Source organism: Rathayibacter sp. Leaf296, assembly GCF_001423045.1.
Lineage (GTDB): Bacteria > Actinomycetota > Actinomycetes > Actinomycetales > Microbacteriaceae > Rathayibacter > Rathayibacter caricis.
This window is the reverse complement of sequence record NZ_LMNR01000001.1, coordinates 1,017,092-1,043,526: the sequence shown is the minus strand read 5'-3', so window position 1 is coordinate 1,043,526 and position 26,435 is coordinate 1,017,092. Positions and strand designations below refer to the sequence as shown.

Here is a 26,435-nt window from a genome sequence, read left to right as displayed (position 1 = left end):
GGATGAGGCTGTGGCTCCGCGAGGAGGAGCGTCGACCGAGTCCTCCGCCCTACCCGAGCGACGACGCGCGAGCGCTCCTCGTGGGCTGCCTCGTCTGGGTCGCGGCGCTGATCGGCGTCCTCGTGGCGGCCTCGGTCGGCGTCGACGTGCCTCCGCTCGTGCTGTCGACCGCCGTCATCGGCGTCGTGCTCGGCACCATCGGCCTCTTCTACAGCCGCAACCGCCGCTGAGGGCTCAGGAGGCGTCCGTCTCCATCGTGAGCGTCGCCGCGACCGGATCGACGGACAGCTCCACCGAGACGGCGCCGAGCTGCGCGAGGCTCCCGACGTGCGTTCCTCCGCACGGGATCGACGCTTCGCCGGCTGCGAGCAGGCACCGCCAGGTCCGGCGGGTGCCGAGCAGCTCGTCCTCGCGCTCGATGGCGACGGAGGCGTCCTCCGCCGTCCACTCCGCCAGCAGGGCGTCGATCCGCTCCTCGATCTCCGGCAGAGCCTCCTGCAGCCGGGCGGTGTCGAAACCGCTGCGCCGGAGGCTCTTCCCGAGCCGGTAGACGTCGGTCGACCCCGACGAGCGGATCAGGGAGGACTGGATCGCGGCCTGATCGAAGTCGGGGCTGCCGAGGGAGTCGGTCCGCACGGGCTTGCTCCAGAAGTCGGCGAGCGCCGCATTCAGGGCGAGCGAGGCGAGGTGGCAGGCCGTGTGCCCGCGCGACAGCTCATCGCGGCGGGCCCTGTCGACCTCGACGCGCATCCGCTGCCCCTCGGCGAGCGCGGACGCGTCGGCCACGACGTGCGCGACGACGAAGACCCAGCCCTCGGTGCCGAGGCGGACCGGGAGCCGGTCGCCGAGATGCAGGGTGCGCCCGTCCCACGCCGCGATGCGGCAGTCGAGCAGGCGGTAGCGGACGCCGTCCGCCACGAGGACGCCCTCGTCGGGTCCCTGGTCCGGCCAGGTCGGGTCGACGGGATGAGCGGCCGTCGCGTCGAGGACGACCGCCCAGCGGCCCTCCTCCACCACCTCGAGGTGCACGATCTCCCCCTCGGAGGAGGTGGCGCCGTCGGGGTAGGAGACGAGCGTGTCGATGCCGATCACGCCGCCCCCTCCCCCGCTGTCACCACGGGAGTCGCCGACTCAGCGGTCGTCGTCATCCCGGTCGTCGTCGGAGTCGTCGTCGTCATCGTCGTGGTCATCGTCGTCGTCGTCGTCGGAGTCGTCATCGTCGGACTCGTCATCGTCATCGGAGTCGTCATCGTCGTCCGAGTCGTCGTCGTCCGAGTCGTCGTCGTCGTCGTCATCCGAGTCGTCGTCGTCGTCGAGCACGACCTGGTCGTCGAACTCGTCCTCCGAGTCGGGAGCGTCCTCGTCCGCCTCGTCGTCGTCCTCGTCCGAGTCGTCCTCGTCCGAGTCGTCCGACTCCTCGCCGGCCGCGTCCTGCGCCGCGCGGTAGTCCGCCAGGCGATCCGTCCACGGCACCCAGTCCGGAGCGAGCACCGCTCCCTCGCCGGGCAGCAGCTCGACCTCGAGCACGTTGACGTCCTCGGTCTCGTCGATGCGCGACAGCGTCGCCGTCCAGAGCCATCCCGGGTAGCCCCGCATGAGGTTCGCGAACTGGAGCGAGACCACGTGCTCGCCCTGCGCCAGCGTCGCCACCAGCGGCCCGATGGTTCCGAGCGGAGCGACGTCGGCGAGCGCTTCGCGGGCACGGTCCTCGGAGTCGGCGAGCACGGCGTCGAGCTCGTGGACGGGCTCGACGGGCTCGTCCTCGACGACGTCCTCGTTCCCCGGCTCGGAGCCGTCGACCACGAGGTCGGCCTCCGACTCGGATCCTCCCGTCGCGCTCTCGACGGCCGACTCGTCCACGGCGGCCGGGAGCCCGGACTCCGCATCGGACTCGGCCCGAGGCTCGTAGAGCTCGGCGGAGGCCTCCGGAGTCGTCCCCTCTCCCTCGGTGGAGACGTCGGCGCTCACGATCGACGAAGCCGCCTCGACGGTCGACGCATCGGCGCCCTCGGGCTCGGTCGCGTCATCCGCGGCAGCACCGGCGGTGCCGGTCGGCAGGAGGGACTCCTCCCCCTCGGACGACGCGAGGTCGCCGGTCGTGCCGTCGACGTCAGGCATCCAGCTCGTCCGCCACCCGGCGCAGCAGCGCCGCGATCTTGCGGCCGTGCGCCTTGTCGGGGTACCGACCGCGCTTGAGGCCCGTGCCGATGCCGTCGAGCAGCTTGACGGTGTCCTCGACGATCACCGACATGTCGTCGGCCGACTTGCGGTTCATCTTCACCATGCTGGGGGGCGCCTCGATGACCCGGGCGGTCAGGGCCTGAGCCCCGCGCTTGCCGTCGGCGATGCCGAACTCGAGGCGTGTGCCGGGCTTCACCGCGGTCCCCGAGGGCAGCGCGGAAGCGTGCAGGAAGACCTCCTGGCCGTCATCAGTGCTGATGAAGCCGAAGCCCTTCTCCTCGTCGTAGAACTTGACCTTGCCGGTAGGCATGCAGAACCCCTCCTGGAATCGAAGCAACCACCAGTTTAGAGGCTCTCCGGTGCGGCCTATCCTTGGGGGGTGAAGCCACAGCAGCCGGCGGGCATCGGACGCGCCGAGCGCACCCTCGCCTACATGTTCATCGCGATCATCGCCGTCACGGTGCTCGCGTTCCTCGCGATCCTCCTCGCGCCCCTCCTCGGAGTCGAGCGGTACGAGGGTCCGCTGTGGCAGTTCGTCTTCGCCGTCCCCCTCGTGGGCCTGCCCATCGCCTTCCTGATGATGATCGCGATGCTGGTCGTCGGAGTGCGTCGACGCCGCGCGTCCTGATCGCACCGACGGCACCGGGGCGGTGTCGAGCCGCCCACCACTCGGCTCCCAGATTCCGTTCAGGCAACGCGCAGAAGATGTCCTCATGGACGGACCCCGCATTCTCATCGTCGACGACGAGCCCAACATCAGAGACCTGCTCACCACGAGCCTCCGCTTCGCCGGCTTCGCCGTGCGTGCGGTGGGCAACGGCGCGCAGGCCATCTCGGCCGTCCTCGAGGAGGAGCCCGACCTGATCATCCTCGACGTCATGCTGCCCGACATGAACGGGTTCGGCGTCACGAAGCGCCTGCGGTCGGCGGGCTACACCTCCCCCATCCTCTTCCTCACGGCGAAGGACGACACGGAGGACAAGATCACCGGTCTCACCGTGGGCGGTGACGACTACGTCACCAAGCCGTTCAGCCTCGACGAGATCGTCGCGCGCATCAAGGCGATCCTCCGCCGCACGATGCACGCCGAGGAGGACGCGGTCATCCGCGCCGGCGAGCTGACGATGGACCAGGACACCCACGAGGTCCTGGTCGGCGACGAGCCGGTCGAGCTCAGCCCCACCGAGTTCAAGCTGCTCCGCTACCTGATGCTCAACCCCAACCGCGTGCTCAGCAAGGCGCAGATCCTCGACCACGTGTGGGAGTACGACTTCAACGGCGATGCGGGCATCGTCGAGTCCTACATCTCGTACCTCCGACGTAAGCTCGACACGCATTCGGAGGAATCGCTCATCCAGACCAAGCGAGGATTCGGATACATGCTGAAGGTCGCGAAGGCCTAGCCTCCGAGTCCTGATCGACGTCGCGGAGCCCGGAGCCCCGCACCCCGGCGGTCGCCCCCTCGCGGGGCGGCCGCCGTTCCGCCATCGAGGGAGTCCCACCGCCATGCACCAGACCCTGGCCGAGCGGTGGAACTCCATCTCCCTGCGGACCAAGATCACCGCGGTGACGGTCCTGCTGCTCACCCTCGGCCTCCTCGTCTCCGGCATCGGGACCATGACGATGCTGAAGCCGCAGCTCATCTCGCAGCTCGACCGCGATCTCGCGGTGAAGGCGCAGCTGGTCGCCAACACGTTGAGCGCCAAGGGCGAGGCGGGTCTGAGCGACGACGACAACCTCTACGTCGGCGCGGTCTACGACTCCGAGGGCGTGCAGGGCGACTCGACGGCGATCGGCCCGAACGACCCCGCCTTCCCCACGAGGTTCACGCTCGACGAGGCCCTCGATCTCGGAGACGATCGCGCCACGATCGAGAGCGTCAACGGCAAGATCGAGTACCACTTCGTCGCGACGACCTACTCGCAGGGCAACCAGGTCCAGACGCTGCTGCTGGCCACGTCCACGCGCGGCGTGGACAACATCATGACCATCTACCTCACGATCTTCCTGGGGTTCGGAGTCGCGATCGTCGTGATCGGCGCCATGCTCACGCGCCTGCTCGTCACCACCACCTTCGCCCCGTTGCGCGAGGTCGAGCGCACCGCCGCCGCCATCGCCGACGGCGACTTCAGCCAGCGGCTCGACGGCACCACGCCCAACACCGAGGTCGGGCGGCTGAACCGGTCCCTCAACGCGATGCTCGGCCGGATCGACACCGCGTTCCGCGACCGTGCGCGCACGATCGATCAGATGCGCCGCTTCGTCGGCGACGCCAGCCACGAGCTGCGCACGCCCCTGGTCTCGGTCCGCGGCTACGCCGAGCTGTACCGGATGGGCGCTCTCCAGACGCCCGAGGCCGTCGGCCAGGCGATGGAGCGCATCGAGAAGGAGGCGATCCGCATGGGCGGCCTCGTCGAGGACCTGCTCGAGCTCGCCCGCCTCGACGAGACGAAGCCGCTCGCTCTCGCCCCCGTCGACCTGATGCCCCTCGCGCGCGACGCAGCCATGGACGCGATGGCCTCCTGGCCCGACCGTGACTTCGGCGTCGAGACCCGTGACGACACCCCCCTCGAGACGCCGGCGCTCGACGACGACGAGCTCCCCGGAGCCGAGACGCAGCCGCTGCAGACGGCGGCCGCCGGGCTGACCGGTCCCATCGCCGCCGCCGGCGCCCGCCTCGCCCGACTCCGCCGACGCCCCAGCCGCGTGAAGGCCGAGGAGATCGCCGCAGGGACGGCCGAGCCCGCTCCCGAAGAGGCGGGACTCCCCGCACTGGTCATGGCCGAGGAGAACAAGATCCGTCAGGTGCTGACGAACCTGATCGGCAACGCGGTGCGGTACACCCCCGAGGACACCCCGATCGAGATCGGAGTCGCGGTCGACCGCGCGCGCCGCCTCGCGTTCCTCGAGGTCATCGACCACGGCGAGGGCATCCCGCCGCAGATCCGCGAGAAGATCTTCCAGCGCTTCTGGCGCGCGGACACGTCCCGCACCCGTGAGACCGGCGGCAGCGGTCTGGGGCTGGCGATCGTCTCCTCCATCGTGGCCGCGCACAAGGGCCGGGTCGACGTCGTCGAGACCCCGGGCGGCGGAGCGACCTTCCGCGTCGCCCTGCCCCTCCTCACCGTGGGCCCGAACGGCGAATCCTCCCCAGCCTCGGTCTGAGCGCCACCGGCGGAGACGCCGGGAGTCCTACCGTTCTCGCACGCGCCGATCGGCGCTCACCGGAACGAGAGGACTCCCCCCATGACCCGCTACCAGACCGATATCGATGCGATGACCACGATGACCGGCACCGCGCACGGCTACATGGACCGCATCCAGACCGAGGTGTCGGGGCTGCTCGCGCAGCTGACCGGGCTCGAGGCGGTCTGGCAGGGCCAGGCCTCGAACGCCTTCCAGGGCGTCGTCGGAGTCTGGCGGTCGACGCAGGCGCAGGTCGACGAGGGCCTCGCCACGATCACGCTCGCACTCGGCACGGCCGCGCAGCAGTACGCCGACACCGAGCAGGCGAACGCGCGCCTCTTCGGCTCCTGAGCGTCGAGCACGACGGAGCCGCCGTCCGCGCGCGGCCGGGAGCACCCGGAACGCACGGAAGGCGGCTCCCCCGGAGGGGAACCGCCTTCAGCGCGTGGTGCGGGCCGGACTAGAAGTCCATGCCGCCCGTGGGGTCGCCGGCCGGAACCGGGTTCTTCTCGGGCTTGTCGGCGACGACGACCTCGGTGGTGAGGAAGAGGCCGGCGATCGACGCCGCGTTCTGCAGCGCCGAGCGGGTGACCTTGACCGGGTCGATGATGCCGGCGGCGATCAGGTCGACGTACTCGCCGGTCGCGGCATTGAGGCCGTGTCCGGTGGGCAGCTCGCGGACCTTGGCGGCGACGACACCGGGCTCGAGACCGGCGTTCAGCGCGATCTGCTTGAGCGGCGCCTCGATGGCGACCTTGACGATGTTCGCACCGGTCGCCTCGTCTCCGACGAGCTCGAGCTTGTCGAACGCGAGCTTGCCGGCCTGGATGAGGGCGACGCCACCACCGGCGACGATGCCCTCCTCGACGGCGGCCTTCGCGTTGCGGACGGCGTCCTCGATGCGGTGCTTGCGCTCCTTGAGCTCGACCTCGGTCGCCGCTCCGGCCTTGATGACCGCGACGCCACCGGCGAGCTTCGCGAGGCGCTCCTGGAGCTTCTCGCGGTCGTAGTCGCTGTCGGTGTTCTCGATCTCGGCGCGGATCTGCGCGACGCGACCGGCGATGGCCTCGGCGTCGCCGGAGCCCTCGACGATGGTGGTCTCGTCCTTGGTGATGACGACCTTGCGGGCCGAGCCGAGGAGGTCGAGGGTGACGTTCTCGAGCTTGAGGCCGACCTCCTCCGAGATGACCTGGCCGCCGGTCAGGATCGCGATGTCCTGGAGCTGGGCCTTGCGGCGGTCGCCGAAGCCCGGGGCCTTGACGGCGACGGACTTGAAGATGCCGCGGATCTTGTTGACGACCAGGGTCGCCAGCGCCTCACCGTCGACGTCCTCGGCGATGATCAGCAGCTGCTTGCCCGCCTGGATCACCTTGTCGACGACGGGGAGGAGGTCCTTGATGTTCGAGACCTTCGAGTTGACGATGAGGATGTAGGGGTCCTCGAACACCGCCTCCTGGCGGTCGGGGTCGGTCACGAAGTACTGCGACAGGTAGCCCTTGTCGAAGCGCATGCCCTCGGTGAGCTCGAGCTCGGTGCCGAAGGTGTTCGACTCCTCGACAGTGACGACGCCCTCCTTGCCGACCTTGTCGATCGCCTCGGCGATGATCGCGCCGATCTCGGGATCCGCGGCCGAGATGGAGGCGGTCGCCGCGATCTCGTCCTTGGTCTCGATCGCCTTGGCGCCGGCGATGAGCTCGGCGGTGACGGCCTTGACGGCCTTCTCGATGCCCTTCTTCAGGGTGATCGGGTCGGCGCCGGCCGCGACGTTGCGCAGGCCTTCGCGGACCAGGGCCTGGGCGAGGACGGTCGCCGTGGTGGTTCCGTCGCCGGCGACGTCGTCGGTCTTCTTGGCGACCTCCTTGACGAGCTCCGCGCCGATCTTCTCGTAGGGCTCGTCGAGCTCGATCTCCTTGGCGATCGAGACGCCGTCGTTCGTGATGGTGGGAGCGCCCCACTTCTTCTCGAGCACGACGTTGCGGCCGCGCGGGCCGAGGGTCACCTTGACCGCGTCGGCCAGAGTGTTGAGTCCACGCTCGAGGCCGCGGCGGGCTTCTTCGTCAAAAGCAATGATCTTGGCCATGTGTGTTTCTCGTCCCTCCCGGACGTCAAGAAAGTTTCATTCCTGGCACTCGGATGAACCGAGTGCCAAGAGCGATTCTGGCACTCGCGGGTGACGAGTGCAAGCGACGCGACACGGGGAGGAACGACAGGAGCCGCCGTCCGCACGGGGCGGGCGACGGCTCCTGGATCGAGCGCCGGGTCAGACCAGGCGCACCGCTTCCGCCTGGGGTCCCTTCGATCCGGTGCCGACCTCGAAGGCGACGTGCTGGCCCTCCTCGAGGACCTTGTATCCCGACATGTCGATCGCGGAGTAGTGGACGAACACGTCCTGCCCGCCGCCGTCGACCGTGATGAAGCCGTAGCCCTTCTCAGCGTTGAACCACTTGACGGTTCCGTTCGCCATTTCCACTCCCAAGTACTGTGCTGCCCTCGACACGAGCGATGCGCGCGTGCCTCCGAGTCGAGATACTAATCCGCGGTACAGGCCCGGAAACGGCGTGATCGCGCGTTCGGGAAAGAGTTGTCCGCGATTCAACACGGATTAAACGTGCCGGAAACAGAAGACCCGGTGACGGCGGGGTTCGCCCGCGTCGGAGCGAGGTCCCGAGGCTCAGCCGACGGGGTAGTCGGTGCCCAGGACCACGACGAGATCGCCGGTCTCGATGAACTCGTCCCCCTGCACCAGAGCCCCGACTCCGAGGGACTCGACCAGGCCGAGCGCGGCTCCCTGCAGCGCGGGGTCGGAGTAGTAGACGGTCGTCGCCGCCTGGTCCTCGGAGCTGGCGTTCGCGACCGTCGGCACCGTCCAGCCGTCCGTCGTCAGCACGTCGCCGGCGCTGGCAGCGAGCCCGGCGGTCGGGGTGCCGTTGAGCACGGCGATCTGGAGGGACGGGTCCACCGTCGGAGCGACCTCCGGCGTCGCGTCGGCGATGCCGGTGGGAGCGGTGAAGACGTCGTCGAACTGCACCCGGTTGTCGATCACGAGGAGGCCGATGAAGCCGAGGAGGACGATCACTCCGGTGGCCAGCGCCGCCCAGGCGAGGGCGATGAGGCGGGCGTGCGGGGCGGGCGGCCGGCGGTGCGCGCCGACGCGTCCCTCCGTCGCGGGGATCTCGTCGAAGCGGTCCTTCGGGTGCGTGTTCGACATCGAGGTCGGAGCCGGCCTTCCGTTGCGGTCTGCGCGAGCAGCGGGTCTACTCGGGGCGCCCGAGGCGCCGCGCGGCGCGGGCGCCGGAGCGCCCGTCGCGGATGCGCAGGAGGCGCTTCACGAGCATCGGGTCGTGGGCGAGGGCCGCGGGAGAGGCGAGGACCGCGCCGAGGACCTGATAGTAGCGGGCGACCGAGAGCCCGAACCTGGATCGGATCGCGTCCTCCTTGTCACCGGAGCGCGAGGTCCAGTCGCGCTCGAAGTCGAGCACCTCCCGGTCGCGCTCGGAGAGCGGAGCGCTCGACGCGCTCGTGCTCCGCGCCGTTCCCGTCGTCCCGCTCATCCGTCCAGGGTAGGCACGCCCGCCGCCGACTCCGCGGAGGCGCTCCGGTACATGCTCACGTGCATGATCCCCGCCTCCTGGTACTCGTCGCCGAACGCGATGAAGCCCGAGCGGGCGTACAGGCCGGCGACCTGCGACTGGGCGTGCAGGAGGATCGCCTCGTCGCCGTGGCGCCGGATCACCGCCTGCACGAGCGCGTGCGCGAGCCCCTCGCCCCTCCTGTCGGCACGGGTGACGACCCGGCCGATGACGCGGTGCGCGTCGGCGTGCTCCGGCTCGGCGTCGACGAGCGTGCGGAGGTAGGCGGCGGTCCCGCGCCCGTCGGCGATCCACCAGTGCCGCGCGGTCGGCTCGAGATCGCGGCCGTCCAGCTCGTCGTCGTCGACGCGCTGCTCCCGGAGGAACACGTCGGTCCGCAGCCGCGCGAAGGCGTACACCTCCTCGGTCGAGAGTTCGCTCCACGCTTTCGAGATCACGGAATTCGCCTGCACGGCTGGGAGTTTACGAGAGAGGAGGGGAGCGACCTCCCCCGTAAACTGGCGAGCAATCCTAGGGAGACCCATGTCGTCGTATTCCGTGAACAAGACCGACGCCGAGTGGCGCGAGGAGCTCGACCGCGAGCAGTACGCCGTCCTGCGCGAAGCCGCCACCGAACGTCCGTGGACCGGCGAGCTGCTCGACGAGCACCGCTCCGGCCTCTACACCTGTGCCGCCTGCCACGCGGAGCTCTTCCAGAGCGGCACCAAGTTCGACTCCGGCTGCGGATGGCCGAGCTTCTACGAGTCGGTGAACCCCGATGCCGTTCAGCTGATCGAGGACAGCACACTCGGCATGGTGCGCACCGAGGTGCGCTGCGCGAACTGCGGCTCGCACCTCGGCCACGTGTTCCCCGACGGCTTCGGCACCCCGACCGGCGACCGGTACTGCATGAACTCGATCGCCCTCGAGTTCCAGGCCGAGAGCGAGTGACCGTGTCCACCCCGGTGCTCGACGCCGTCCTCGCGCGACGATCGCGCTCCAAGGTGACGGCGGAGGCACCGGGCCACGACGAGATCGCGACGTACGTCTCGGCGGCGTCGCGTCTCGCCGACCACAGCTCGCTGCGCCCCTGGCGGGTCATCGAGATCCGGGGCGCGGCCCGCGACCGTATCGGGCGCAGCTTCGCCGCGGCGTCGGGGGCCAAGAAGGACCCGCGGAAGTACATCGAGAAGACGCACCGCGCCTCCCTCCTTCTGGCCGTCGTGGTGAGCACGAAGAAGTCGAGCGTGCCGGACTGGGAGCAGGAGGCGGTCGCCTCGGGCGTCGCGCACCTGCTGAGCCTGCTGCTCGACGAGGCGGGCTGGGGCGTCTTCTGGCGCACCGGCTCCTACACCCGGGCGAAGGCGGTCCGGAAGGCGCACCGCCTCGAGAAGGGCGAGGAGCTGCTCGGCTGGCTCTACGTCGGGCGGCCCGACGGCAAGATCGGCGGGCCCAAGCGCCCCACCCCGGCCGAGAAGCACCTCAGCGTCCTGCAGCCATGACGCCCGCGGGCGCCGCCCCGATCGCGGTGCGGCGCCCGCGATAGTCTGTCCCGGTGCCTCCGGGCGCACCTGCCGACGTGGCGCAATTGGTAGCGCACCCGACTTGTAATCGGGCGGTTACGGGTTCGAGTCCCGTCGTCGGCTCCACGTCTCGCCTCCCGTGCAGCCCTCCGGCTCGTCTGTTGCCGCGCGCCCGCGCGCTGTCACCGGGGCGAACGAGAGAAGGGCACGTCCGGTCGAACCGGACGTGCCCTTCTCTTGTCTGCGCCTCTGGTCAGCCCGCGGCAGGAGTCGGCGTCGGCGTCGCGGAGGAGTACGTGTCGGCCGCCGCGGCGAGCACGAACGAGCTGAACGCCTCGGGGTCGGTGAGCGAGCCGGAGTACGCCTCGCCGTTCACGAGGACGGTCGGCGTGCCCGACACCTTCTCGACCTCGGAGCCCGGCAGGGGTCCGGAGGTGGCGCGCTCGGTCGCCGCCTGCACCCAGCTCGTGAAGGAGCCGTCGTCGATGCAGGAGTCGACCGCGGCGGTGTCCTCGACTCCGGCGTCGGCGGCGTAGCCCTTGAGCTCGTCGTCGGACAGGCCGTCGGTCCCCTCGGCGGGCTGGTTCTCGAACAGGAGGGAGTTGAAGTCGAAGAAGGAGTCGGGCGAGGAGTCGGCGACGCAGGCGGCGGCGTTCGCGGCGCGCTCCGAGTACTTGGTGCCGTTGGAGCGCGGAGTCAGGATCGCGATCGGGTGGATCTCGACGGTGGCGGCGCCGCTGTCGACCCACTCCTTGATCTGCTCGCCGTTCGTCGTCTCGAACTCGCCGCAGTAGGGGCAGAGGTAGTCGACGTAGACGCGGATGTCGACGGTGCCAGTGGAGGTGTCGAGAGCACTCGGGCTGGGAGTGCCGCTCGCCGGGACGGGGTCGGAGGTCTGAGCGATCAGCCCCTCTCCCACGACCAGACCGTCGCTGGCCATGTTCGCCGGGCCCGGGCCGACGTCGGCGGGACGGAGGTTCGGGACGAGGACCAGGGCGACGACCGCGACGACGGCGATCACGACGACGGCGAGGCCTCCCTGCAGCAGCAGGCGGCCCGCGCGGTCGCGGCGCTTCTGCTGCTCACGGAGCCGTCGGGCCTTCTCCCTCGCTGCCTCTCGACGCTGGTTCTTCGAGAGACGGTCGTTGGCTCCGCCGTTGGTCATGACAAGGACACTCCGAGAAAGAGAGGGGGAAGTCGTCGCCGGGTCGCGACTCGCCGGAATCCTACGCGCGAGCCCTGGGAATCCCCCAAACGGCGGATATGCGACGGTCTCGGGGAGGCGACCGGGCCCGCGGTGGCGGGTTCCCGACGCGTGGCATACTGTGACGGTTGGCCGACGTCGTCCACACGACGATGACCATCATCAATTCCATTCACTCGGATCGTCCGGCACGTACCTGCCGGTGAAGGAGCAAGAACAATGGCGTCCGTAACTTTCGACCACGCGTCCCGCGTCTACCCCGGGGCCACGCGTGCCTCCGTCGACAAGCTCAACCTCGAGGTGGGCGACGGCGAGTTCCTCGTCCTCGTCGGCCCCTCCGGCTGCGGCAAGTCGACCTCCCTGCGCATGCTCGCCGGCCTCGAAGAGGTCAACGAGGGCCGCATCCTGATCGGCGACCGCAACGTCACGGACGTGCCGCCGAAGGACCGCGACATCGCGATGGTCTTCCAGAACTACGCGCTGTACCCGCACATGTCCGTCGCCGAGAACATGGGCTTCGCGCTCAAGATCGCCGGGATCAACAAGGACGAGCGCGCCGCGCGGGTCCTCGAGGCCGCGAAGATGCTCGACCTCGAGCCCTACCTGAACCGCAAGCCCAAGGCCCTCTCCGGTGGTCAGCGCCAGCGCGTCGCGATGGGCCGCGCCATCGTCCGCAAGCCCCAGGTCTTCCTCATGGACGAGCCGCTGTCGAACCTCGACGCCAAGCTCCGCGTCTCGACCCGCACCCAGATCGGCACCCTCCAGCGCCGCCTCGGCATCACCACGGTCTACGTCACCCACGACCAGACCGAGGCGCTCACCATGGGCGACCGCATCGCGGTCCTGAAGGACGGCCTCCTCCAGCAGGTCGGCAGCCCGCGCGACCTGTACGAGAACCCGAACAACGTGTTCGTGGCCGGCTTCATCGGCTCGCCCGCGATGAACCTGTTCCACGCGGACGTCACCGACGGCGGCGTCAAGTTCGGCGACACCGTCCTCCCGATCGCCCGCGAAGCGCTCGCGAAGACGAGCCAGAAGGTCGTCACCCTCGGCGTGCGTCCCGAGGACGTCACCGTCTCGACCCAGCCCGGCGGCCTCCCCATCGAGGTCGACCTGATCGAGGAGCTCGGCTCGGACGGCTACCTCTACGGCCACACCGAGGTCGAGGGACGCCGCACCGACATCGTCGCGCGCGTCGACGGCCGCGTGCACCCCACCGCGGGCGACCGCGTCTACGTGACCGCGAACCACCGCGTGCACATCTTCGACGCGGAGTCGGGCGAGCGCCTCTCCTGAGGCTCCCCCTCCGCGCACACGCTGCCGCCGTCTCCTCCGGGACGGCGGCAGCGTTCGTTAGCGCTCCTCCCCCGCCCGACTCCGACACGAACGGCGCTCCATGTCCGGATCCCTGAACATCACCTCCGCCACCGTCGACCCGGCCCTCCTCGACCTCCCGTGGAACCTGCGCCTGAACGACTGGCCCGACGAGTACATCGCCGCGCTGCCCAAGGGCATCTCCCGTCACACGGTGCGCTTCGCCCACCTCTCGGGCCATGTGGTCGCCGTCAAGGAGACCACTGCCGAGATGGCGCGCCGCGAGTACGAGATGCTGAAGACGCTGCAGCGCCTCGACGTCCCCTGCGTCGTGCCCGGCGCCGTCATCGCGAACCGCACCGACGACGAGGGCGGCGAGCTGCCCGCCGTGCTGGTGACTCGCCACCTCAAGTTCTCGCTGCCCTACCGCGCCCTCTTCTCGCAGACGCTGCGGCCCGACACGGCGACCCGCCTCGTCGACGCCCTCGCGCTCCTGCTCGTCCGGCTGCACGTGATCGGCTTCTTCTGGGGCGACGTGTCCCTCTCGAACACGCTCTTCCGCCGCGACGCCGGCGCGTTCGCCGCATACCTGGTCGACGCCGAGACCGGTCAGCTCTACTCGGGCGGGCTGTCGAACGGCCAGCGCGAGAACGACCTCGAGATCGCCCGCGTCAACATCGCCGGTGAGCTCCTCGACCTCGAGGCCGGCGGGCGCGTCGACGAGGACCTCGATCCGATCACGGTGTCGGACGGGATCGTCGCGGCGTACCGCAGCCTCTGGAAGGAGCTGACCGGCGTCGAATCGTTCGCCACCTCCGAGCGCTGGCGCATCAACGACCGGGTGAACCGCCTGAACGACCTCGGCTTCGACATCGAGGAGCTGGCGATCAAGACCGACGACGCCGGGTCGACGGTGCGGATCCAGCCGAAGGTCGTCGACGCCGGTCACCACCAGCGCCGCCTCCTCCGCCTGACCGGGCTCGACGCCCAGGAGAACCAGGCGCGGCGGCTGCTGAACGACCTCGACTCGTACACCGCGACCTACGGCAAGCAGGGCCTGGACGAGGAGATGGTCGCGCACGAGTGGCTGGCGCAGGTGTTCGAGCCGGTCATCCGCTCGATCCCGCGCGACCTCAAGGGGCGCCTGGAGCCGGCCGAGATGTTCCACCAGCTGCTCGAGCACCGCTGGTTCATGTCGCAGCAGCAGGCGCGCGACGTGCCCCTCGCGGAGGCGGTCACGGCGTACGTGAACGACATCCTCCGCCACCGCCGCGACGAGGCCACGATCATCGCCCCGCCGACCGAGGCGCTGACGCTGCCGAACCTCGTCATCGACGAGGCGGGCGACGCCGAGCTCACCGACGAGGACGCCGAGGTCGACTGGACCAAGAACGTCTGACCCGATCGACGAAGGGCCCGTGCGGAGCGATCCGCACGGGCCCTTCGGTGTTCGTATCGACCCCGCGAGGGGTCCGGCGCGGTGAGCTGCAAGGCGGAGGAGGAAGCGATACCGGCGGTATCGCGCCCGACGACAACGCCGCAGATCGCTGTGCCGGGCCCCTCGCGGTGAGCTGCAAGGCGGAGGAGGAAGCGATACCGGCGGTATCGCGCCCGAGGACAACGCCGCAGATCGCCGTGCCGGGGCCTTCGCTACTCGGTCGAGGCCCGGAGTTTGGTGATCTCGTAGAGCGCGACGGACGCCGCGATGCCCGCGTTCAGCGACTCGGCCGCCGAGCTGATCGGGATCGAGACGATCGCGTCGCACTGCTCGGTGACGAGGCGGGACAGCCCCTTGCCCTCGCTGCCGACGAGCACGAGGAGCGGCCGGTCGGCGAGCTCGAGGCCCGGCAGCATCGTGTCGCCGCCGCCGTCGAGGCCGATGACGAAGACGCCGTCGCGCTTGAAGTCCTTGATCATCGCGGTCAGGTTCGACGCCATCGCGACGGGCACGCGCGCGGCGGCTCCCGCCGAGGTCTTCCATGCGGCCGAGTTGAGCCCGACCGAGCGGCGCTGCGGCACGATGACCCCCTGGCCGCCGAACGCGGCGACGGAGCGGATGATCGCGCCGAGGTTGCGCGGGTCGGTGATGCCGTCGAGGGCGACGAAGAGCGGCGTCTGCGCGCGCGAGAAGCTGCGCTGCAGCAGGTCGCTCGGGTGCGCGTACTCGTACGGCGGCACCTTGAGGACGAGGCCCTGGTGCACCGAGTCGGGGCCGGCGAGGCGGTCGAGCTCGGGACGCATGATCTCGAGGACGGGCAGGCCGCGCGCGGTGGCGAGCTTCAGCGCCTCCTTGACCCGCTCGTCCATCTCGATGCGCGTCGCCACGTAGAGGGTCGTCGCGGGGATCTTGGCCCGCAGCGCCTCGAGGACGGAGTTGCGCCCCGTGACCATCTCGGACTCGTCCGCGCTCTTGGGCTTGCGCGACGGACCGGGCCGACCCGATCCTCCGCGCGCGGCCGCCGACAGCGTGCTGCCGGGGCGCCCCTTCCCGCCGGCGGCGACGAAGCGCTCGCGCGCCGCCTTCGCCTTGCCTGCGGGGTGGTACGGCCGATCCTCGGCCTTCGGCGTGGGCTTCTTGCCCTCGAGGGCTTGACGGCCCTGACCGCCGGAACCGACGGCCTTGCCCTTGCTCTTCTTGCGGACCGCTCCTGGGCGGCCGGGCTTATTCGCCATCGAGACTCCAATGCGCACCCGTCTGGGTGTCTTCGATCGTGATTCCCGCCGCGGCGAGATCGGTTCGGATGCGGTCGGCGGCCGCCCAGTCGCGCTGCTCCCGCGCGGACTGGCGCTCGAGGACCAGACGGTCGACGAGGACGCTGAGGGCCCGGTAGGAGGGCTCGTCGTCGGAACGCGCCCACTCGGGCGCCTCCGGGTCGATGCCGAGCACCGACGCCATGGCGAGGACCTGCGTGCGCAGCGCCGCGACGGTGCCCAGATCCTCGGCGTCGAGGGCGGCGTTGCCGGCCCGGACGGTCTCGTGCAGCACGCCGACGGCCTGCGGGACGGAGAGGTCGTCGTCCATCGCCTCGGCGAACTCGTCCGGGACGAGGGGCTCGCCGACGGAGGCGAAGCGGGTGCCCTCGAGGCGACGGCGCGACCGGTCGAGGAAGCCCTCGATCCGCTCGAGCGCGGCCTCGGCCTCGTCGAGCGCACCGTCGTGGAACTCGAGAGTGGAGCGGTAGTGCGCGGAGCCGAGGTAGTAGCGGACGACGAGCGGCCGAGCCGCATCCAGCAGCTCGGACGCGAAGACGGAGTTGCCGAGCGACTTGCTCATCTTCTGCCCCGTCACCGAGACCAGTCCGTTGTGCAGCCAGTAGGAGGCGAAGGCGTGCCCGGCGGCGCTGGACTGCGCGAGCTCGTTCTCGTGGTGCGGGAACCGGAGATCGAGACCTCCGCCGTGGATGTCGAACTGCGTGCCGAGGTACTTCGTCGACATCGCCGAGCACTCGATGTGCCATCCCGGACGGCCCGGGCCCCACGGGGACGCCCAGGACGCCGACTCCGGCTCCTCGGGCTTGACGCCCTTCCACAGGGCGAAGTCGTGCGGATCGCGCTTGCCGCGCGGATCGGCGTCGGTCGCCGCCTCCATGCTCTCGAGGCGCTGGTGCGTGAGGGCGCCGTAGTCGGGCCAGGAGCGGGTGTCGAAGTAGACGTCGCCGGACTCGTCGGGCGCGGGGTAGGCGTGACCGAGCTCGATCAGGCGCTCCACCAGAGCGATCATCTCGGCGATGCTCGCCGTCGCGCGCGGCTCGTAGGTGGGCGGCAGGATGCCGAGGGCGTTGTAGGCCGCGGTGAACTCGAGCTCGACGCGGTACGCCAGCGCCCACCACTGCTCGGACGGCTCGCCCTCGGGGGCCGCTCGTCGAGACTCCTCGGCGATCGCGAGGATCTTGTCGTCGATGTCGGTGACGTTGCGCACGAGCGTGACGTGGAACCCGCGGTAGCGGAGCCAGCGCCGCAGCTGGTCGTAGACGAGGGCGGAGCGCAGGTGCCCGATGTGCGGGGAGGACTGCACGGTGGGTCCGCAGACGTACATCCCGACCTCGTTCGCGCGGAGGGGGACGAAATCGACGAGGGCCTGGGCCTTCGAGTCATGCAGTCGCAGAGTCACGGGGCGAGTTTACCGGGCGAGTCGCCCGCGGCCGGGCGGCGGGATCAGCGCGAGGACGCGGTCGGGAGCACGAGCGCGGTCGCCGTCGCCGCCACTCCCTCGCCCCGACCCGTGAAGCCGAGGGCGTCGGAGGTCGTCGCGGCGACGCTCACGGGCGCGCCGAGGATCGCCGACAGCAGCTCCTGCGCCTCGTCGCGGCGCGGCGAGAACTTCGGCCGGTTGCCGATCAGCTGGACCGAGACGTTGCCGATCGTGAAGCCCGCCGACTCGACGAGCTCGCGGGTGGCCCGCAGGAACACCTCGCCGTGCGCGTTCGCGAAGCGCGGGTCGGCGGTCCCGAAGCGCGACCCGATGTCGCCCAGCCCGGCCGCGGCGAGGAGGGCGTCGCAGATCGCATGGGCGACGGGATCGCCGTCGCTGTGACCCGAGAGCCCCCGCTCCCCGGGCCAGTGCAGTCCGGCGAGCCAGAGGGGCGACTCGTCGTCGAAGGCGTGCACGTCGGTGCCGATGCCGATCCGCGGAGCGGCGGTGGGCGCGGGCGGCGCGAGCAGCTGCTCAGCCCGCGACAGATCCCACGGCGTGGTGATCTTGAAGGCGAGGGGGTCGCCGGCGACGACGACGGAGCCGCGGCCGTGCGCCGCGAGGAGCGCCGCGTCGTCGGTGTGCTCGTCGCCCGCGGCGGCGTAGGCGGTGTCGAGCAGAGCGCGGGGGAAGCCCTGCGGCGTCTGCACGGCCGCGAGCTGCGCGCGGTCGACCGTCTCGAGGATCGCGCCCTCGGCTCCGATCCGCTTGATCGTGTCCGTGACCGGGAGGCCCGGCACCACTCCCCCGCCGGTCGACCGGACCGCCGCGATGACGCGCTCGAACTGGTCGACCGGAGTGAGAGCGCGCGCGGCGTCGTGGACGAGCACCGTCTCGACGGAGGGAGCGAGGAGCGCGAGACCGCGGCCGACCGACTCCTGCCGGGTCGCTCCTCCGGCCGTGACCGCCACGTCGTCGGAACCGGAGGCGGTGCGGCAGAGTGCGACCGTCTCGTCGACGAGCTCGGCGGGGGCGACGACGACGACCTGCACGGGCTCGGCGATCGTGAGGACCGTGCGGAGGCTGCGCTCCAGGATCGTCCGTCCGGCGCAGTCCACATAGGCCTTGGGCCTCTCGCGGCCGAGCCGGGTGCCGCTGCCCGCGGCGACGATGACGACGGCGACGGTGGGGGGCTCCGAGGAGAGGGGGATCATCGGGCACGTCCTTCCACCGGCGGTCGCCGGCGGTCAGAGTACCAAAGGGGTCGAGAGGTGAGGACCCCCTCGGTCGGACCGGCGGCGGGGGGTCGCTACGCTAATCTGGTGTCCGGCTCGTGCACCGTGAAGTCGCCCTGTCCGGGGCGAGCAGGGCCGACGATCTGGAGGAACCTGTGAAGGCGCGTATCGCTGCATCCGTCGTTCTCGCGGTCGGCGTCGCCCTCGCTACCGCCGGCTGCAACCTCGTCGCTCCCCAGGCGACGCGCAACATCTACGACCCGAGCGACGGAGTCGGTGCGACGGTCGGCGATCTCTCGATCCGCAACGCGTTCATCGTGTCGACCGACGGCGAGGAGGGGACCCTCGTGGTCACCGTGATCAACGACTCCGCCGAGACCGAGACGCTCGAGGTGCAGTACGAGTCGGCCGACGGCCGCACGGACGGCGAGGCGACGGTCGTCCCCGGTTCGAACCGGATCGGCCCGACCGAGGACCAGTCCGTGACGATGCCCGGCATCGACACCGTCCCCGGCAGCCTCTTCCCGGTCTACTTCCAGTACGGCGACGAGGAGGGCAAGGAGCTCCTCGTCCCGGTCCTGACGAACGCCCTCGAGTCCTACGCGACCCTCACCCCGGCCCCGTCGGTCACCCCGACGTCGACCCCCACGCCGGACCCCGCCTTCACGGCGATCCCCACCCCCACCACCGAGCCCGGCAACTCGATCGAGCCCTCCGCCGGCGAGTAGCGCCACACCCTCTCGACGGGCCGTCCACTCCGGTGGGCGGCCCGTCGTCGTTCCGATCCGGCCCCGCCGACGGGTGAGCCTCCCTCGGCGACGTGGGTCTCGATCCGCCGCTCTGCTGCGACGCGACCAGCAAGGGGCGCACCCCCTCTGAAGCAGCTCGTCGCGCAGCGACGGCCCCTCCCCGAGCAGCTCGTCGCGCAGCGACGGCCCTCACCGCGGTTCGTCGCACAGCGACGGCCCCGACCCCGGCTCGTCGCGTAGCGACGGCCCTACTTCGGGAGTTCTCCGCGGGGCCTGGTGGGGTCAGCTGCAAGGCGGAGGAGGGAGCGATACCGGCGGTATCGCGACCGACGACAACGCCGCAGATGGCCCCGCCAGGCCCCGCTTCACGAGTCGAAGCGGTAGCCGAGGCCGCGGACGGTGACGAGCAGCGTCGGCTCCTTCGGTGTCTTCTCGATCTTGGAGCGGATGCGTTTCACGTGGACGTCGAGGGTCTTGGTGTCGCCGAAGTAGTCGCTGCCCCAGACACGGTCGATGAGCTGGCCGCGGGTGAGGACGCGTCCGGCGTTGCGGAGGAGCATCTCGAGGAGTTCGAACTCCTTGAGGGGCATGGGGGTCTCGACTCCGTCGACTTCGACGGTGTGCCGTTCGATGTCCATGCGGACGGGGCCGGCGGTGACGATGCGCTCCTCTCCCGGGTCCTCGGTGCGGCGGCGGAGGACGGCGCGGATCCGGGCGAGCAGTTCGCGGGTGGAGTAGGGCTTGGTGACGTAGTCGTCGGCGCCGAGCTCGAGTCCGACGACGATGTCGACCTCGGAGTCCTTCGCGGTCACCATGATGATCGGGATCTGCGAGCGGGTGCGGATCTCGCGGCAGACCTCGGTCCCGGGCATCCCGGGGAGCATGAGGTCGAGGAGGATCAGGTCGTAGTCGCCCTCGTCGAAGGCGGTGACGGCGCGCAGCCCGTCCTCGGCGACGGTGACGTCGTAGCCCTCGCGTTCGAGCAGGTAGCTGAGGGGTTCGCTGAGGGCGCTCTCGTCCTCGACGAGCAGGATGCTGGTCACGCGGTGTCTCCTATCGGGGCGCTGGACGCGAACGGCGTCCTCGCCGGGTCTGCTTCGGGGAGTCGGATGGTGAAGGTGGAGCCGCGTCCGGGCTTGGACCAGACGCGGACGTCGCCGCCGTGGTTCTGCACGGCGTGCTTGACGATGCTGAGCCCGAGGCCGGTGCCGCCGGTGTGGCGGGAACGGGCCTGATCGACGCGGTAGAAGCGCTCGAAGACCCGGTCGAGGTCCTCTTCCGGGATCCCGATGCCCTGGTCGGTGACGGCGATCTCGACGACGCCCCCGGTGGAGCGCACGCCGATGCCGACGCGCGAGCCCGGCGGTGAGTACTGGATGGCGTTGGCGAGCAGGTTGTGCAGCGCCGAGACGAGCATCTTCTCCTGCCCGGCGACGTAGGCCTTCTTCATGCCGCCCTTCACCAGGGTGACGTCGTGCGACTCGGCCAGCACGTGGGTCGTCTCGAGGGCGGAGGTGACGATGTCGTCGACGCGGACCAGCTCGGCGGACGCGCCGACATCGGCGGACTGCAGGCGCGAGAGCTCGATGATCTCGCGGGTGATCTTCGCGAGCCGATGCGACTCCTGGGTCAGGCGCCGGGCGAAGCGCCGCACCTGCGTCGGGTCGTCGGCGGCGGAGTCGAGCGCCTCCGCGAGCAGGCCCACCGCTCCGATCGGGGTCTTCAGCTCGTGCGAGATGTTGGCGACGAAGTCGCGGCGCACGGCCTCGAGCCGACGCGCCTCCGTGTGGTCCTCAGCGAGCACGAGCACGTAGCGGGAGCCCAGGCGGGTCGCGTGCACGACGAGGGTGACGGCCTGGTCCGAGAGCGGGCTCGTGGCCAGCTCGAGGTCCTGCTCGATGTCGTCGCCGAAGCGGCGCACCCGGTCGACGATCGCGACCAGGTCGGGGTGGAGGAGCGTGTCCTGCGACACGAGGCCCAGTGCGATCGCGCGGGTCGACGCCTTGAGGACGTTGTGCGACGGATCCGTCACGAACGCGGGCGCGCCGACGGCGTCGATGATCGCGTCGATCCCCTCCGGGAGGGTGACGGAGACGACCTCGGCCGCGATGCGCCCCTGCCGTGCCGCGAGGGTGAAGACGGTCGTCAGAAGCACGCCGATCGCCACGCCGAGGACGAGCGCCAGAATCACGAACACACCCGAATCCACGGACCCAGGCTAACCATCCACCGGCCGTCTCCCTACCGGATGCCGGACGACGGACAGCAGGTCGAGTACTGTTCAAACCCGCGGCACCGTTCGTTAACCTGCCGTGGTCATCATTGCTGCGCCTGCGCCGTTGAGGAACAGGTGCTGCGTCGCGCGTGGTGCGCGACGCATACCCGGCACCGTTCGCCGTGCGTGCCGCAGAGAGGGTCGATCACAAGATGCGCGAAGTATTCCAGCAGGAGCTGGCCGAGGTCCAGGATCGCCTCGTCGAGATCTCCGGACTCGTCGAGATCGCGATCGAGAAGGCGACTCAGGCGTTCAACCACTCCGATGTCACGCTCGCCGAGGAGGTGATCGCGAGCGATGCCCGCATCGACGAGCTGGCCATCAGCCTCGACGAGCTCGCGATCGACATCCTCGCCCGCCAGAACCCGGTCGCCCGCGACCTGCGGATCGTGGTGTCCGCCCTGCGGATCAGCGCCTCGCTCGAGCGGATGGGCGACATCGCCGAGCACATCGCGCAGCTGTCGCGGTACCGCTTCCCCGACAAGGTCGTGCCCAAGAGCCTGCGCCCGACCTTCGTCGAGATGGGCCGGCTGGACGTCGTCGTCGCCCACAAGCTGACGGAGCTGCTGCGCTCGCAGGACCCCCGCATCGCCGAGGAGATCCGCGACGAGGACGACAAGATCGACGAGCTGCACGTCAGCGTCTTCGACAAGGTGCTCAGCGAGGCGTGGAAGGGGCAGGCCGCCGACACCGTCGACGCCACTCTCGCCAGCCGGTACCACGAGCGCTTCGCCGACCACGCGGTCTCGATCGCCAAGAAGGTGCAGTATTTGATCTCAGGCGATTACGCCTGAGTGCTGTGATCGCGCTCTGCGCGATCACAGCCGCGGTCGGCTTTCCGGAACGGTTGCGTTCCTGAGAGCGTCCCGCGTTCGGCTAGCCCGATTCGCTCGCACGCGAATCGGGCGTTCGCCTTTAACGGGGTCGGCCGGTCTGCACCGTTGAACCCGGATTCCGTCCAAGCCGATTCGGGGGACGGATACTCGCCCCTTCTCTGCGGATCGAGTGGCGCGCGTCCGCTTTCGTCCTCTCTGCTGGTCGAGTAGCGCGCGGGGCGCGCGTATCGAGATCCGCGTGATCCGAGCGCGGGTGCGGAGCGCAGGTCTCGGACGAACTCCGGCTCGTGGGAACCGGTTCAGCGAGCCGGAGGTGTCTCCGGAGACGCGGAAGGCCCGCGCGGATCGGGATCCGGCGGGCCTTCCGTGAGGGTGGACCTACTTCTTGGCGCCCTGGGCGGCGACGGCCGCGGCACCGGCGGCGGCGGCCTCCGGGTCGAGGTACTCGGCGGGGCCGATCGGCTCGAAGTTCTCATCGAGCTTGTAGACCAGCGGGATGCCGGTCGGGATGTTGAGCTCCGCGATGTCCGAGTCCGAGATGCCGTCGAGCGTCTTGACGAGGGCGCGGAGCGAGTTGCCGTGAGCGGTGATCATGACGGTCTTGCCCGAGGCGAGATCCGGCTTGATGTCCGACTCCCAGTACGGGAGCATCCGCTCGATCACGAGCTTCAGCGACTCGGTGCGCGGCAGGGCGTCGCCGAGGTCGGCGTAGCGCTCGTCGTGCGCCTGCGAGTACTGGTCGTCGTCGTCGAGCGGGGGCGGCGGCACGTCGAAGGAGCGACGCCAGGTCTGGAACTGCTCGGGGCCGTACTCCGCGAGGGTCTGCGCCTTGTCCTTGCCCTGCAGCGCCCCGTAGTGGCGCTCGTTCAGGCGCCAGGAGCGCTTGACGTCGATCCACAGGCGGTCGGCCACCTCGAGCGCGATGTTCGCGGTCTGAATCGCGCGGGTCTGGCGCGACGTGTAGACGACGTCGGGGTGGAGCCCCGCCTCGGTCAGCAGCTCGCCGGCGCGGGTCGCCTCCGCGACGCCCTGCTCGGTGAGCCGCACGTCGACCCAGCCGGTGAACAGGTTCTTCTGGTTCCACTCGCTGTTGCCGTGGCGCACGAGGATGAGAGTGTAGGTCTCGGACATGCGTCCAGCTTAGAGGCGGCCCCCGGGCCCGCGGATACGCTGATCCCCATGCCGATCGGAGCCGTCACCCGCGGGACGACGGGCACGAACCGCCTGCGCCGCGTCGACCGGTACCTGTCCGAGCTGCCGGTCCTGCACTCCTCCGCCCGGCCCCTCGTGGTCGACCTCGGGTTCGGAGCGAGCGCGGTCACCACGCTCGAGCTGCACCGGCGGCTGGTACGGAGCGTCCCCGGCGTCGAGGTCGTCGGATTCGAGATCGAGCCGGCCCGTGTCGCCACGGCGCGGCAGCAGCTCGAGGTGGTCCGGGGAGGCGGGACCGCCTTCCCCGCGGATGCGCGGGTGCGCTTCGAGCGCGGCGGGTTCGAGATCCCCCTCCCCCGCGGTCGGCGCGCGAGCGTGATCCGGGCGTTCAACGTGCTGCGCCAGTACGACGAGGACGCGGTCGCCGGAGCCTGGCGGATCATGACCGATCGACTGGAGCCGGACGGGGTCCTCATCGAGGGCACCTGCGACGAGATCGGCAGGATCTGCACGTGGATCGAGATCGGAACGGAGGGGCCGCGCTCGCTGACCCTCTCCCTCCGGCTCGGCGCGATCCCGTCGCCGATGATCGCGGCGGAGCGACTGCCCAAGTCCCTGATCCACCGCAACGTCCCCGGTGAGCGCGTCCACGCGTTCCTCCTCGCACTCGAGCGCGCGTGGACGGTGAACGCGCCGCTGGCCGTCCACGGTCCCGGTCAGCGCTGGATCGCCTCGGTCCGGGCGCTGCAGGAGGACTGGCCGATCCTCGGCGGGCCGCGGCGCTGGCGGCTCGGGGAGGTGACCGTCGCGTGGGAGGCGGTGGCGCCCGCGGACGCGACCCCGTCACTCCGCTGATCGGGAGCGCAGGTCGAGGCGCGCGCACCGCGGCCCTGTGAGCATTCTCAGATCTGCGGACGGTACCGTACCTCCCCATGGACGACCCTCCCTCAGACGCGCCCGCACACGAACCGGTGCGCGCCACCGCCCCCGCCCCTCTGATCGGCGGTGACGCGCGTGCCTGAGTGGCTCGGCATCGTCATCGGCCTCCTCCTGACCGTCGGCACCGGCCTCTTCGTCGCCTCGGAGTTCGCGCTGGTCAACCTCGACCGCAACGAGCTCGAAGAACGCCGCGCCCGCGGCGAGAAGCGCCTCGATCCCACGATCTCCGCCCTGCGGATCACCTCCACCCACCTCTCCGGCGCGCAGCTGGGCATCACGCTCACCACGCTGCTCACCGGCTACACGTTCGAGCCCGCCATCTCGTCGCTGCTCGCCGAGCCGCTGCGCTCGGTCGGCGTCCCCGAGGGGATCGTCCCCGGCATCGGCGCCGTCATCGGCGTGTTGCTCGCCACCGTCTTCTCGATGGTGATCGGCGAGCTCGTGCCCAAGAACTTCGCCCTGGCGCTCCCGCTGGCCACCGCGCGTGTGGTCGTGCCGTTCCAGGTGGCGTTCACGACGGTCTTCAAGCCGGTCATCCTCCTCTTCAACAACACGGCGAACGCGCTGATCCGCGCCATGGGGATCGAGCCCAAGGAGGAGCTGTCGGGCGCCCGGAGCGCCGACGAGCTCGGCTCGCTCGTGCGCCGCTCCGCTCTCGAGGGCACCCTCGACCGCGACCACGCCGACCTGCTGCACCGCACCCTGCTCTTCTCGAGCCGGAGCGTCGCCGACGTGATGACCCCGCGCGTGCGGATGGCCTCGGTCACTCTGCAGAGCAGCGCGGAGGACGTCGTGCAGCTGGCCAACCGGACCGGCTTCTCCCGCTTCCCGGTGCTCGGCCGCGACTCCGACGACATCCGCGGAGTGCTGCACGTGAAGCACGCCTTCGCCCTCGAGCCGGAGCGCCGGCGGAGGGTGAGCGCCGAGGAGCTCATGGTCGCGCCGATGCGAGTCCCCGAGACCGCCCGGGCCGACGCACTGCTGGCTCCGCTGCGCGGCAGCGGACTCGCGATCGCGGTGGTCGTCGACGAGTACGGCGGAACCGCCGGCGTCGTGACGCTCGAGGACCTCGTCGAGGAGATCGTCGGCGAGCTGGAGGACGAGCACGACCGCACCCGCGCGGGAGTGATCCGCACCGGCCGCTCCGCCACCTTCGGCGGTGAGCTGCGCCCCGACGAGGTCGCGGCGCGGCTCGGAGTGCTGGTGCCGGAGGGCGAGGACTACGACACCGTCGCCGGCTTCCTCTCGTCGCGGCTGGGCCGCCTGCCCGAGCTGGGCGACGAGGTCGCACTGGAGTCCGGCGTGCTGCGCGTCGACCGCGTCGCCGCCAACCGGGTGGACCGCGTCCGCTTCACCCCCGAGACCGAGGGCGGCACCGCCACCGGAGTCGCCGCCCTGCGCGCCGAAGGAGCCGTCCATGAGTGAGTACCTGCCCGGGATCGCCTGGCTGGTCGTCCTCCTCGTCGTCAACGCGTTCTTCGTCGGCGCCGAGTTCGCGGTCATCTCAGCCCGACGCTCGCAGATCGAGCCGATGGCCGACGCCGGGAGCCGCGCCGCGAAGACGACGCTCTACGCGATGGAGCACGCGACGCTGATGCTGGCGACGAGCCAGCTCGGCATCACCGTCTGCTCCCTCGTGATCCTCAACGTCTCGGAGCCGGCGATCCACCACCTGCTCGAGATCCCGCTCGGGCTGACCTCGCTCTCGGCCGAGGCGATCGGCGTGATCGCGTTCGTGGCCGCGCTGCTGCTGGTGACGTTCCTGCACGTGGTGTTCGGCGAGATGGTGCCGAAGAACCTCGCGTTCTCGGTCCCGACGCGCGCGGCGCTGCTGCTGGCACCTCCGCTCGTGCTCGTGTCGCGCCTGGTGAAGCCGGTGATCTGGTCGCTGAACTCGGTCGCCAACGGCATCCTCCGCCTCGTCCGCGTCGAGCCGAAGGACGAGGCGACCAGCGCGTTCACCCTCGACGAGGTCGCCGCGATCGTGCGGCAGTCCACGCGCGAGGGGATGCTGGTCGACGCCTCCGGGACCGTCACGGCCGCGTTCGAGTTCACGACCAAGACGGTGTCGGACGTCGCCGTGCCGCTCGCCGAGATGGTGCTCCTGCCCTGGGAGTCGACGCCCGCCGACGTCCGCCGC

Annotated in this window: 29 protein-coding genes and 1 tRNA gene; 15 read left to right on the top strand and 15 right to left on the bottom strand. The window is 70.5% G+C overall.

Features of this window, described 5'->3' with window-relative positions; all coding sequences use genetic code 11:
• Positions 1 to 2 precede the first annotated feature (2 nt).
• Positions 3 to 230 (top strand): DUF2530 domain-containing protein, encoded by a 228-nt coding sequence (locus ASF46_RS04835; protein ID WP_056866604.1) that lies wholly within the window; start codon positions 3 to 5, stop codon positions 228 to 230.
• Positions 231 to 234: 4 nt separating this feature from the next.
• On the opposite strand, the gene ASF46_RS04830 is transcribed toward ASF46_RS04835, so the two are convergent.
• The 3 genes from ASF46_RS04830 to ASF46_RS04820 are packed head-to-tail and all read right to left on the bottom strand — an operon-like array spanning position 235 to position 2,491.
• Positions 235 to 1,092: a hypothetical protein gene (locus tag ASF46_RS04830; RefSeq protein ID WP_056866603.1), complete on the bottom strand. Its 858-nt coding sequence runs from the start codon at positions 1,090 to 1,092 to the stop codon at positions 235 to 237.
• 39 nt (positions 1,093 to 1,131) lie between these two features.
• On the bottom strand, positions 1,132 to 2,118 hold the full coding sequence (locus ASF46_RS18750) for a DUF3027 domain-containing protein (RefSeq protein WP_082485251.1): 987 nt from the start codon (positions 2,116 to 2,118) through the stop codon (positions 1,132 to 1,134).
• Positions 2,111 to 2,491 carry a cold-shock protein gene (locus ASF46_RS04820; protein ID WP_055787734.1) on the bottom strand — a complete coding sequence of 127 codons (381 nt, stop codon included), beginning with the start codon at positions 2,489 to 2,491 and terminating at the stop codon, positions 2,111 to 2,113. The genes ASF46_RS18750 and ASF46_RS04820 overlap by 8 nt, the downstream gene beginning before the upstream one ends.
• 69 nt (positions 2,492 to 2,560) lie before the next feature.
• Here ASF46_RS04820 and ASF46_RS04815 point away from each other — a divergent pair, with 69 nt between their 5' ends.
• The 4 genes from ASF46_RS04815 to ASF46_RS04800 all read left to right on the top strand — a co-directional run bounded on the left by ASF46_RS04815 (position 2,561) and on the right by ASF46_RS04800 (position 5,718).
• Positions 2,561 to 2,809, top strand: a complete 249-nt coding sequence (locus ASF46_RS04815; RefSeq protein WP_230671768.1) for a hypothetical protein — start codon at positions 2,561 to 2,563, stop codon at positions 2,807 to 2,809.
• 85 nt (positions 2,810 to 2,894) lie between these two features.
• Entirely contained in the window at positions 2,895 to 3,584 is a 690-nt protein-coding gene (locus ASF46_RS04810; RefSeq protein WP_055787731.1) for a response regulator transcription factor, read from the top strand.
• Positions 3,585 to 3,687: 103 nt separating this feature from the next.
• Positions 3,688 to 5,346, top strand: coding sequence for a sensor histidine kinase (locus ASF46_RS04805; protein WP_056866602.1), 1,659 nt, complete (start codon positions 3,688 to 3,690; stop codon positions 5,344 to 5,346).
• Between the two features lie 81 nt (positions 5,347 to 5,427).
• Positions 5,428 to 5,718 carry a WXG100 family type VII secretion target gene (locus tag ASF46_RS04800; RefSeq protein WP_056866601.1) on the top strand — a complete coding sequence of 97 codons (291 nt, stop codon included), beginning with the start codon at positions 5,428 to 5,430 and terminating at the stop codon, positions 5,716 to 5,718.
• Positions 5,719 to 5,827: 109 nt separating this feature from the next.
• Here the strand turns inward: ASF46_RS04800 and groL are convergent, their stop codons facing one another.
• From groL to ASF46_RS04775, 5 genes are all read right to left on the bottom strand, one after another.
• A complete protein-coding gene (gene groL / locus ASF46_RS04795; RefSeq protein ID WP_055787720.1) occupies positions 5,828 to 7,447 on the bottom strand; it encodes a chaperonin GroEL in 1,620 nt (539 codons plus the stop codon).
• 180 nt (positions 7,448 to 7,627) lie between these two features.
• Positions 7,628 to 7,831, bottom strand: a complete 204-nt coding sequence (locus ASF46_RS04790) for a cold-shock protein (protein WP_055787717.1) — start codon at positions 7,829 to 7,831, stop codon at positions 7,628 to 7,630.
• Positions 7,832 to 8,038: 207 nt separating this feature from the next.
• Positions 8,039 to 8,575: a LytR C-terminal domain-containing protein gene (locus ASF46_RS04785; RefSeq protein WP_056866600.1), complete on the bottom strand. Its 537-nt coding sequence runs from the start codon at positions 8,573 to 8,575 to the stop codon at positions 8,039 to 8,041.
• Between the two features lie 46 nt (positions 8,576 to 8,621).
• Positions 8,622 to 8,918: a DUF3263 domain-containing protein gene (locus tag ASF46_RS04780; RefSeq protein ID WP_056866599.1), complete on the bottom strand. Its 297-nt coding sequence runs from the start codon at positions 8,916 to 8,918 to the stop codon at positions 8,622 to 8,624.
• Positions 8,915 to 9,409 carry a GNAT family N-acetyltransferase gene (locus tag ASF46_RS04775; RefSeq protein WP_235576853.1) on the bottom strand — a complete coding sequence of 165 codons (495 nt, stop codon included), beginning with the start codon at positions 9,407 to 9,409 and terminating at the stop codon, positions 8,915 to 8,917. The genes ASF46_RS04780 and ASF46_RS04775 overlap by 4 nt, the downstream gene beginning before the upstream one ends.
• Before the next feature lie 70 nt (positions 9,410 to 9,479).
• Here ASF46_RS04775 and msrB point away from each other — a divergent pair, with 70 nt between their 5' ends.
• The 3 genes from msrB (at position 9,480) to ASF46_RS04760 (ending at position 10,585) form a co-directional block, all read left to right on the top strand.
• Entirely contained in the window at positions 9,480 to 9,887 is a 408-nt protein-coding gene (msrB, locus tag ASF46_RS04770; RefSeq protein ID WP_055787708.1) for a peptide-methionine (R)-S-oxide reductase MsrB, read from the top strand.
• Positions 9,884 to 10,438 carry a nitroreductase family protein gene (locus ASF46_RS04765; protein ID WP_082485250.1) on the top strand — a complete coding sequence of 185 codons (555 nt, stop codon included), beginning with the start codon at positions 9,884 to 9,886 and terminating at the stop codon, positions 10,436 to 10,438. The genes msrB and ASF46_RS04765 overlap by 4 nt, the downstream gene beginning before the upstream one ends.
• Positions 10,439 to 10,509: 71 nt before the next feature.
• A tRNA-Thr gene (locus tag ASF46_RS04760) sits at positions 10,510 to 10,585 on the top strand.
• A 127-nt stretch (positions 10,586 to 10,712) separates the two neighbouring features.
• Here the strand turns inward: ASF46_RS04760 and ASF46_RS04755 are convergent.
• The gene (locus tag ASF46_RS04755) at positions 10,713 to 11,624 is read right to left on the bottom strand and encodes a DsbA family protein (RefSeq protein ID WP_056866598.1); all 912 of its coding nucleotides are present in this window, start codon (positions 11,622 to 11,624) and stop codon (positions 10,713 to 10,715) included.
• Between the two features lie 258 nt (positions 11,625 to 11,882).
• Here ASF46_RS04755 and ASF46_RS04750 point away from each other — a divergent pair, with 258 nt between their 5' ends.
• Positions 11,883 to 12,959, top strand: a complete 1,077-nt coding sequence (locus ASF46_RS04750; protein WP_055787700.1) for an ABC transporter ATP-binding protein — start codon at positions 11,883 to 11,885, stop codon at positions 12,957 to 12,959.
• Positions 12,960 to 13,059: 100 nt separating this feature from the next.
• Positions 13,060 to 14,376 carry a DUF4032 domain-containing protein gene (locus ASF46_RS04745; protein ID WP_056866597.1) on the top strand — a complete coding sequence of 439 codons (1,317 nt, stop codon included), beginning with the start codon at positions 13,060 to 13,062 and terminating at the stop codon, positions 14,374 to 14,376.
• Between the two features lie 251 nt (positions 14,377 to 14,627).
• Here the strand turns inward: ASF46_RS04745 and rlmB are convergent, their stop codons facing one another.
• Genes rlmB through ispD form a run of 3 tightly spaced genes read right to left on the bottom strand, consistent with a single transcriptional unit; the run spans position 14,628 to position 18,323 of the window.
• Complete coding sequence (gene rlmB, locus ASF46_RS04740) at positions 14,628 to 15,650, bottom strand: 23S rRNA (guanosine(2251)-2'-O)-methyltransferase RlmB (protein WP_056866596.1); 1,023 nt, start codon at positions 15,648 to 15,650, stop codon at positions 14,628 to 14,630.
• Complete coding sequence (cysS, locus tag ASF46_RS04735; RefSeq protein WP_055787693.1) at positions 15,640 to 17,088, bottom strand: cysteine--tRNA ligase; 1,449 nt, start codon at positions 17,086 to 17,088, stop codon at positions 15,640 to 15,642. Before cysS ends, rlmB begins: the two co-directional genes overlap by 11 nt.
• A gap of 44 nt (positions 17,089 to 17,132) precedes the next feature.
• Complete coding sequence (gene ispD / locus ASF46_RS04730) at positions 17,133 to 18,323, bottom strand: 2-C-methyl-D-erythritol 4-phosphate cytidylyltransferase (protein ID WP_056866595.1); 1,191 nt, start codon at positions 18,321 to 18,323, stop codon at positions 17,133 to 17,135.
• 176 nt (positions 18,324 to 18,499) lie between these two features.
• Between ispD and ASF46_RS04725 the strand changes: the two genes are divergently transcribed.
• On the top strand, positions 18,500 to 19,072 hold the full coding sequence (locus ASF46_RS04725) for a hypothetical protein (RefSeq protein WP_056866594.1): 573 nt from the start codon (positions 18,500 to 18,502) through the stop codon (positions 19,070 to 19,072).
• Positions 19,073 to 19,458: 386 nt separating this feature from the next.
• Here ASF46_RS04725 and ASF46_RS04720 read toward each other — a convergent pair whose 3' ends face one another.
• Positions 19,459 to 20,136 carry a response regulator transcription factor gene (locus ASF46_RS04720; RefSeq protein ID WP_055787684.1) on the bottom strand — a complete coding sequence of 226 codons (678 nt, stop codon included), beginning with the start codon at positions 20,134 to 20,136 and terminating at the stop codon, positions 19,459 to 19,461.
• Entirely contained in the window at positions 20,133 to 21,302 is a 1,170-nt protein-coding gene (locus ASF46_RS04715) for a sensor histidine kinase (RefSeq protein WP_056866593.1), read from the bottom strand. The genes ASF46_RS04720 and ASF46_RS04715 overlap by 4 nt, the downstream gene beginning before the upstream one ends.
• Positions 21,303 to 21,520: 218 nt before the next feature.
• On the opposite strand from ASF46_RS04715, the gene phoU reads away from it, so the two are divergent.
• A complete protein-coding gene (gene phoU / locus ASF46_RS04710) occupies positions 21,521 to 22,162 on the top strand; it encodes a phosphate signaling complex protein PhoU (RefSeq protein WP_055787678.1) in 642 nt (213 codons plus the stop codon).
• A 420-nt stretch (positions 22,163 to 22,582) separates the two neighbouring features.
• Here the strand turns inward: phoU and ASF46_RS04705 are convergent, their stop codons facing one another.
• The gene (locus ASF46_RS04705; RefSeq protein WP_056866592.1) at positions 22,583 to 23,335 is read right to left on the bottom strand and encodes a phosphoglyceromutase; all 753 of its coding nucleotides are present in this window, start codon (positions 23,333 to 23,335) and stop codon (positions 22,583 to 22,585) included.
• A 48-nt stretch (positions 23,336 to 23,383) separates the two neighbouring features.
• Between ASF46_RS04705 and ASF46_RS04700 the strand changes: the two genes are divergently transcribed.
• From ASF46_RS04700 to ASF46_RS04690, 3 genes are all read left to right on the top strand, one after another.
• The gene (locus tag ASF46_RS04700; RefSeq protein WP_056866591.1) at positions 23,384 to 24,211 is read left to right on the top strand and encodes a class I SAM-dependent methyltransferase; all 828 of its coding nucleotides are present in this window, start codon (positions 23,384 to 23,386) and stop codon (positions 24,209 to 24,211) included.
• A 159-nt stretch (positions 24,212 to 24,370) separates the two neighbouring features.
• Positions 24,371 to 25,720 (top strand): hemolysin family protein, encoded by a 1,350-nt coding sequence (locus ASF46_RS04695; RefSeq protein WP_082485386.1) that lies wholly within the window; start codon positions 24,371 to 24,373, stop codon positions 25,718 to 25,720.
• The coding region (locus ASF46_RS04690; protein ID WP_235576852.1) for a CNNM domain-containing protein at positions 25,713 to 26,435 on the top strand (723 nt) is incomplete at its 3' end. The genes ASF46_RS04695 and ASF46_RS04690, both read left to right, overlap by 8 nt.

Bases quoted from the DNA above. Each gene is read 5' to 3' on its own strand.
- ASF46_RS04835 (WP_056866604.1), top strand. From the start codon at position 3: ATGAGGCTGTGGCTCCGCGAGGAGGAGCGTCGACCGAGTCCTCCGCCC.
- ASF46_RS18750 (WP_082485251.1), bottom strand. From the start codon at position 2,118: ATGCCTGACGTCGACGGCACGACCGGCGACCTCGCGTCGTCCGAGGGG.
- ASF46_RS04820 (WP_055787734.1), bottom strand. From the start codon at position 2,491: ATGCCTACCGGCAAGGTCAAGTTCTACGACGAGGAGAAGGGCTTCGGC.
- ASF46_RS04810 (WP_055787731.1), top strand. From the start codon at position 2,895: ATGGACGGACCCCGCATTCTCATCGTCGACGACGAGCCCAACATCAGA.
- ASF46_RS04805 (WP_056866602.1), top strand. From the start codon at position 3,688: ATGCACCAGACCCTGGCCGAGCGGTGGAACTCCATCTCCCTGCGGACC.
- ASF46_RS04800 (WP_056866601.1), top strand. From the start codon at position 5,428: ATGACCCGCTACCAGACCGATATCGATGCGATGACCACGATGACCGGC.
- groL (WP_055787720.1), bottom strand. From the start codon at position 7,447: ATGGCCAAGATCATTGCTTTTGACGAAGAAGCCCGCCGCGGCCTCGAG.
- ASF46_RS04790 (WP_055787717.1), bottom strand. From the start codon at position 7,831: ATGGCGAACGGAACCGTCAAGTGGTTCAACGCTGAGAAGGGCTACGGC.
- ASF46_RS04785 (WP_056866600.1), bottom strand. From the start codon at position 8,575: ATGTCGAACACGCACCCGAAGGACCGCTTCGACGAGATCCCCGCGACG.
- ASF46_RS04780 (WP_056866599.1), bottom strand. From the start codon at position 8,918: ATGAGCGGGACGACGGGAACGGCGCGGAGCACGAGCGCGTCGAGCGCT.
- msrB (WP_055787708.1), top strand. From the start codon at position 9,480: ATGTCGTCGTATTCCGTGAACAAGACCGACGCCGAGTGGCGCGAGGAG.
- ASF46_RS04755 (WP_056866598.1), bottom strand. From the start codon at position 11,624: ATGACCAACGGCGGAGCCAACGACCGTCTCTCGAAGAACCAGCGTCGA.
- ASF46_RS04750 (WP_055787700.1), top strand. From the start codon at position 11,883: ATGGCGTCCGTAACTTTCGACCACGCGTCCCGCGTCTACCCCGGGGCC.
- ASF46_RS04745 (WP_056866597.1), top strand. From the start codon at position 13,060: ATGTCCGGATCCCTGAACATCACCTCCGCCACCGTCGACCCGGCCCTC.
- rlmB (WP_056866596.1), bottom strand. From the start codon at position 15,650: ATGGCGAATAAGCCCGGCCGCCCAGGAGCGGTCCGCAAGAAGAGCAAG.
- ispD (WP_056866595.1), bottom strand. From the start codon at position 18,323: ATGATCCCCCTCTCCTCGGAGCCCCCCACCGTCGCCGTCGTCATCGTC.
- phoU (WP_055787678.1), top strand. From the start codon at position 21,521: ATGCGCGAAGTATTCCAGCAGGAGCTGGCCGAGGTCCAGGATCGCCTC.
- ASF46_RS04705 (WP_056866592.1), bottom strand. From the start codon at position 23,335: ATGTCCGAGACCTACACTCTCATCCTCGTGCGCCACGGCAACAGCGAG.
- ASF46_RS04700 (WP_056866591.1), top strand. From the start codon at position 23,384: ATGCCGATCGGAGCCGTCACCCGCGGGACGACGGGCACGAACCGCCTG.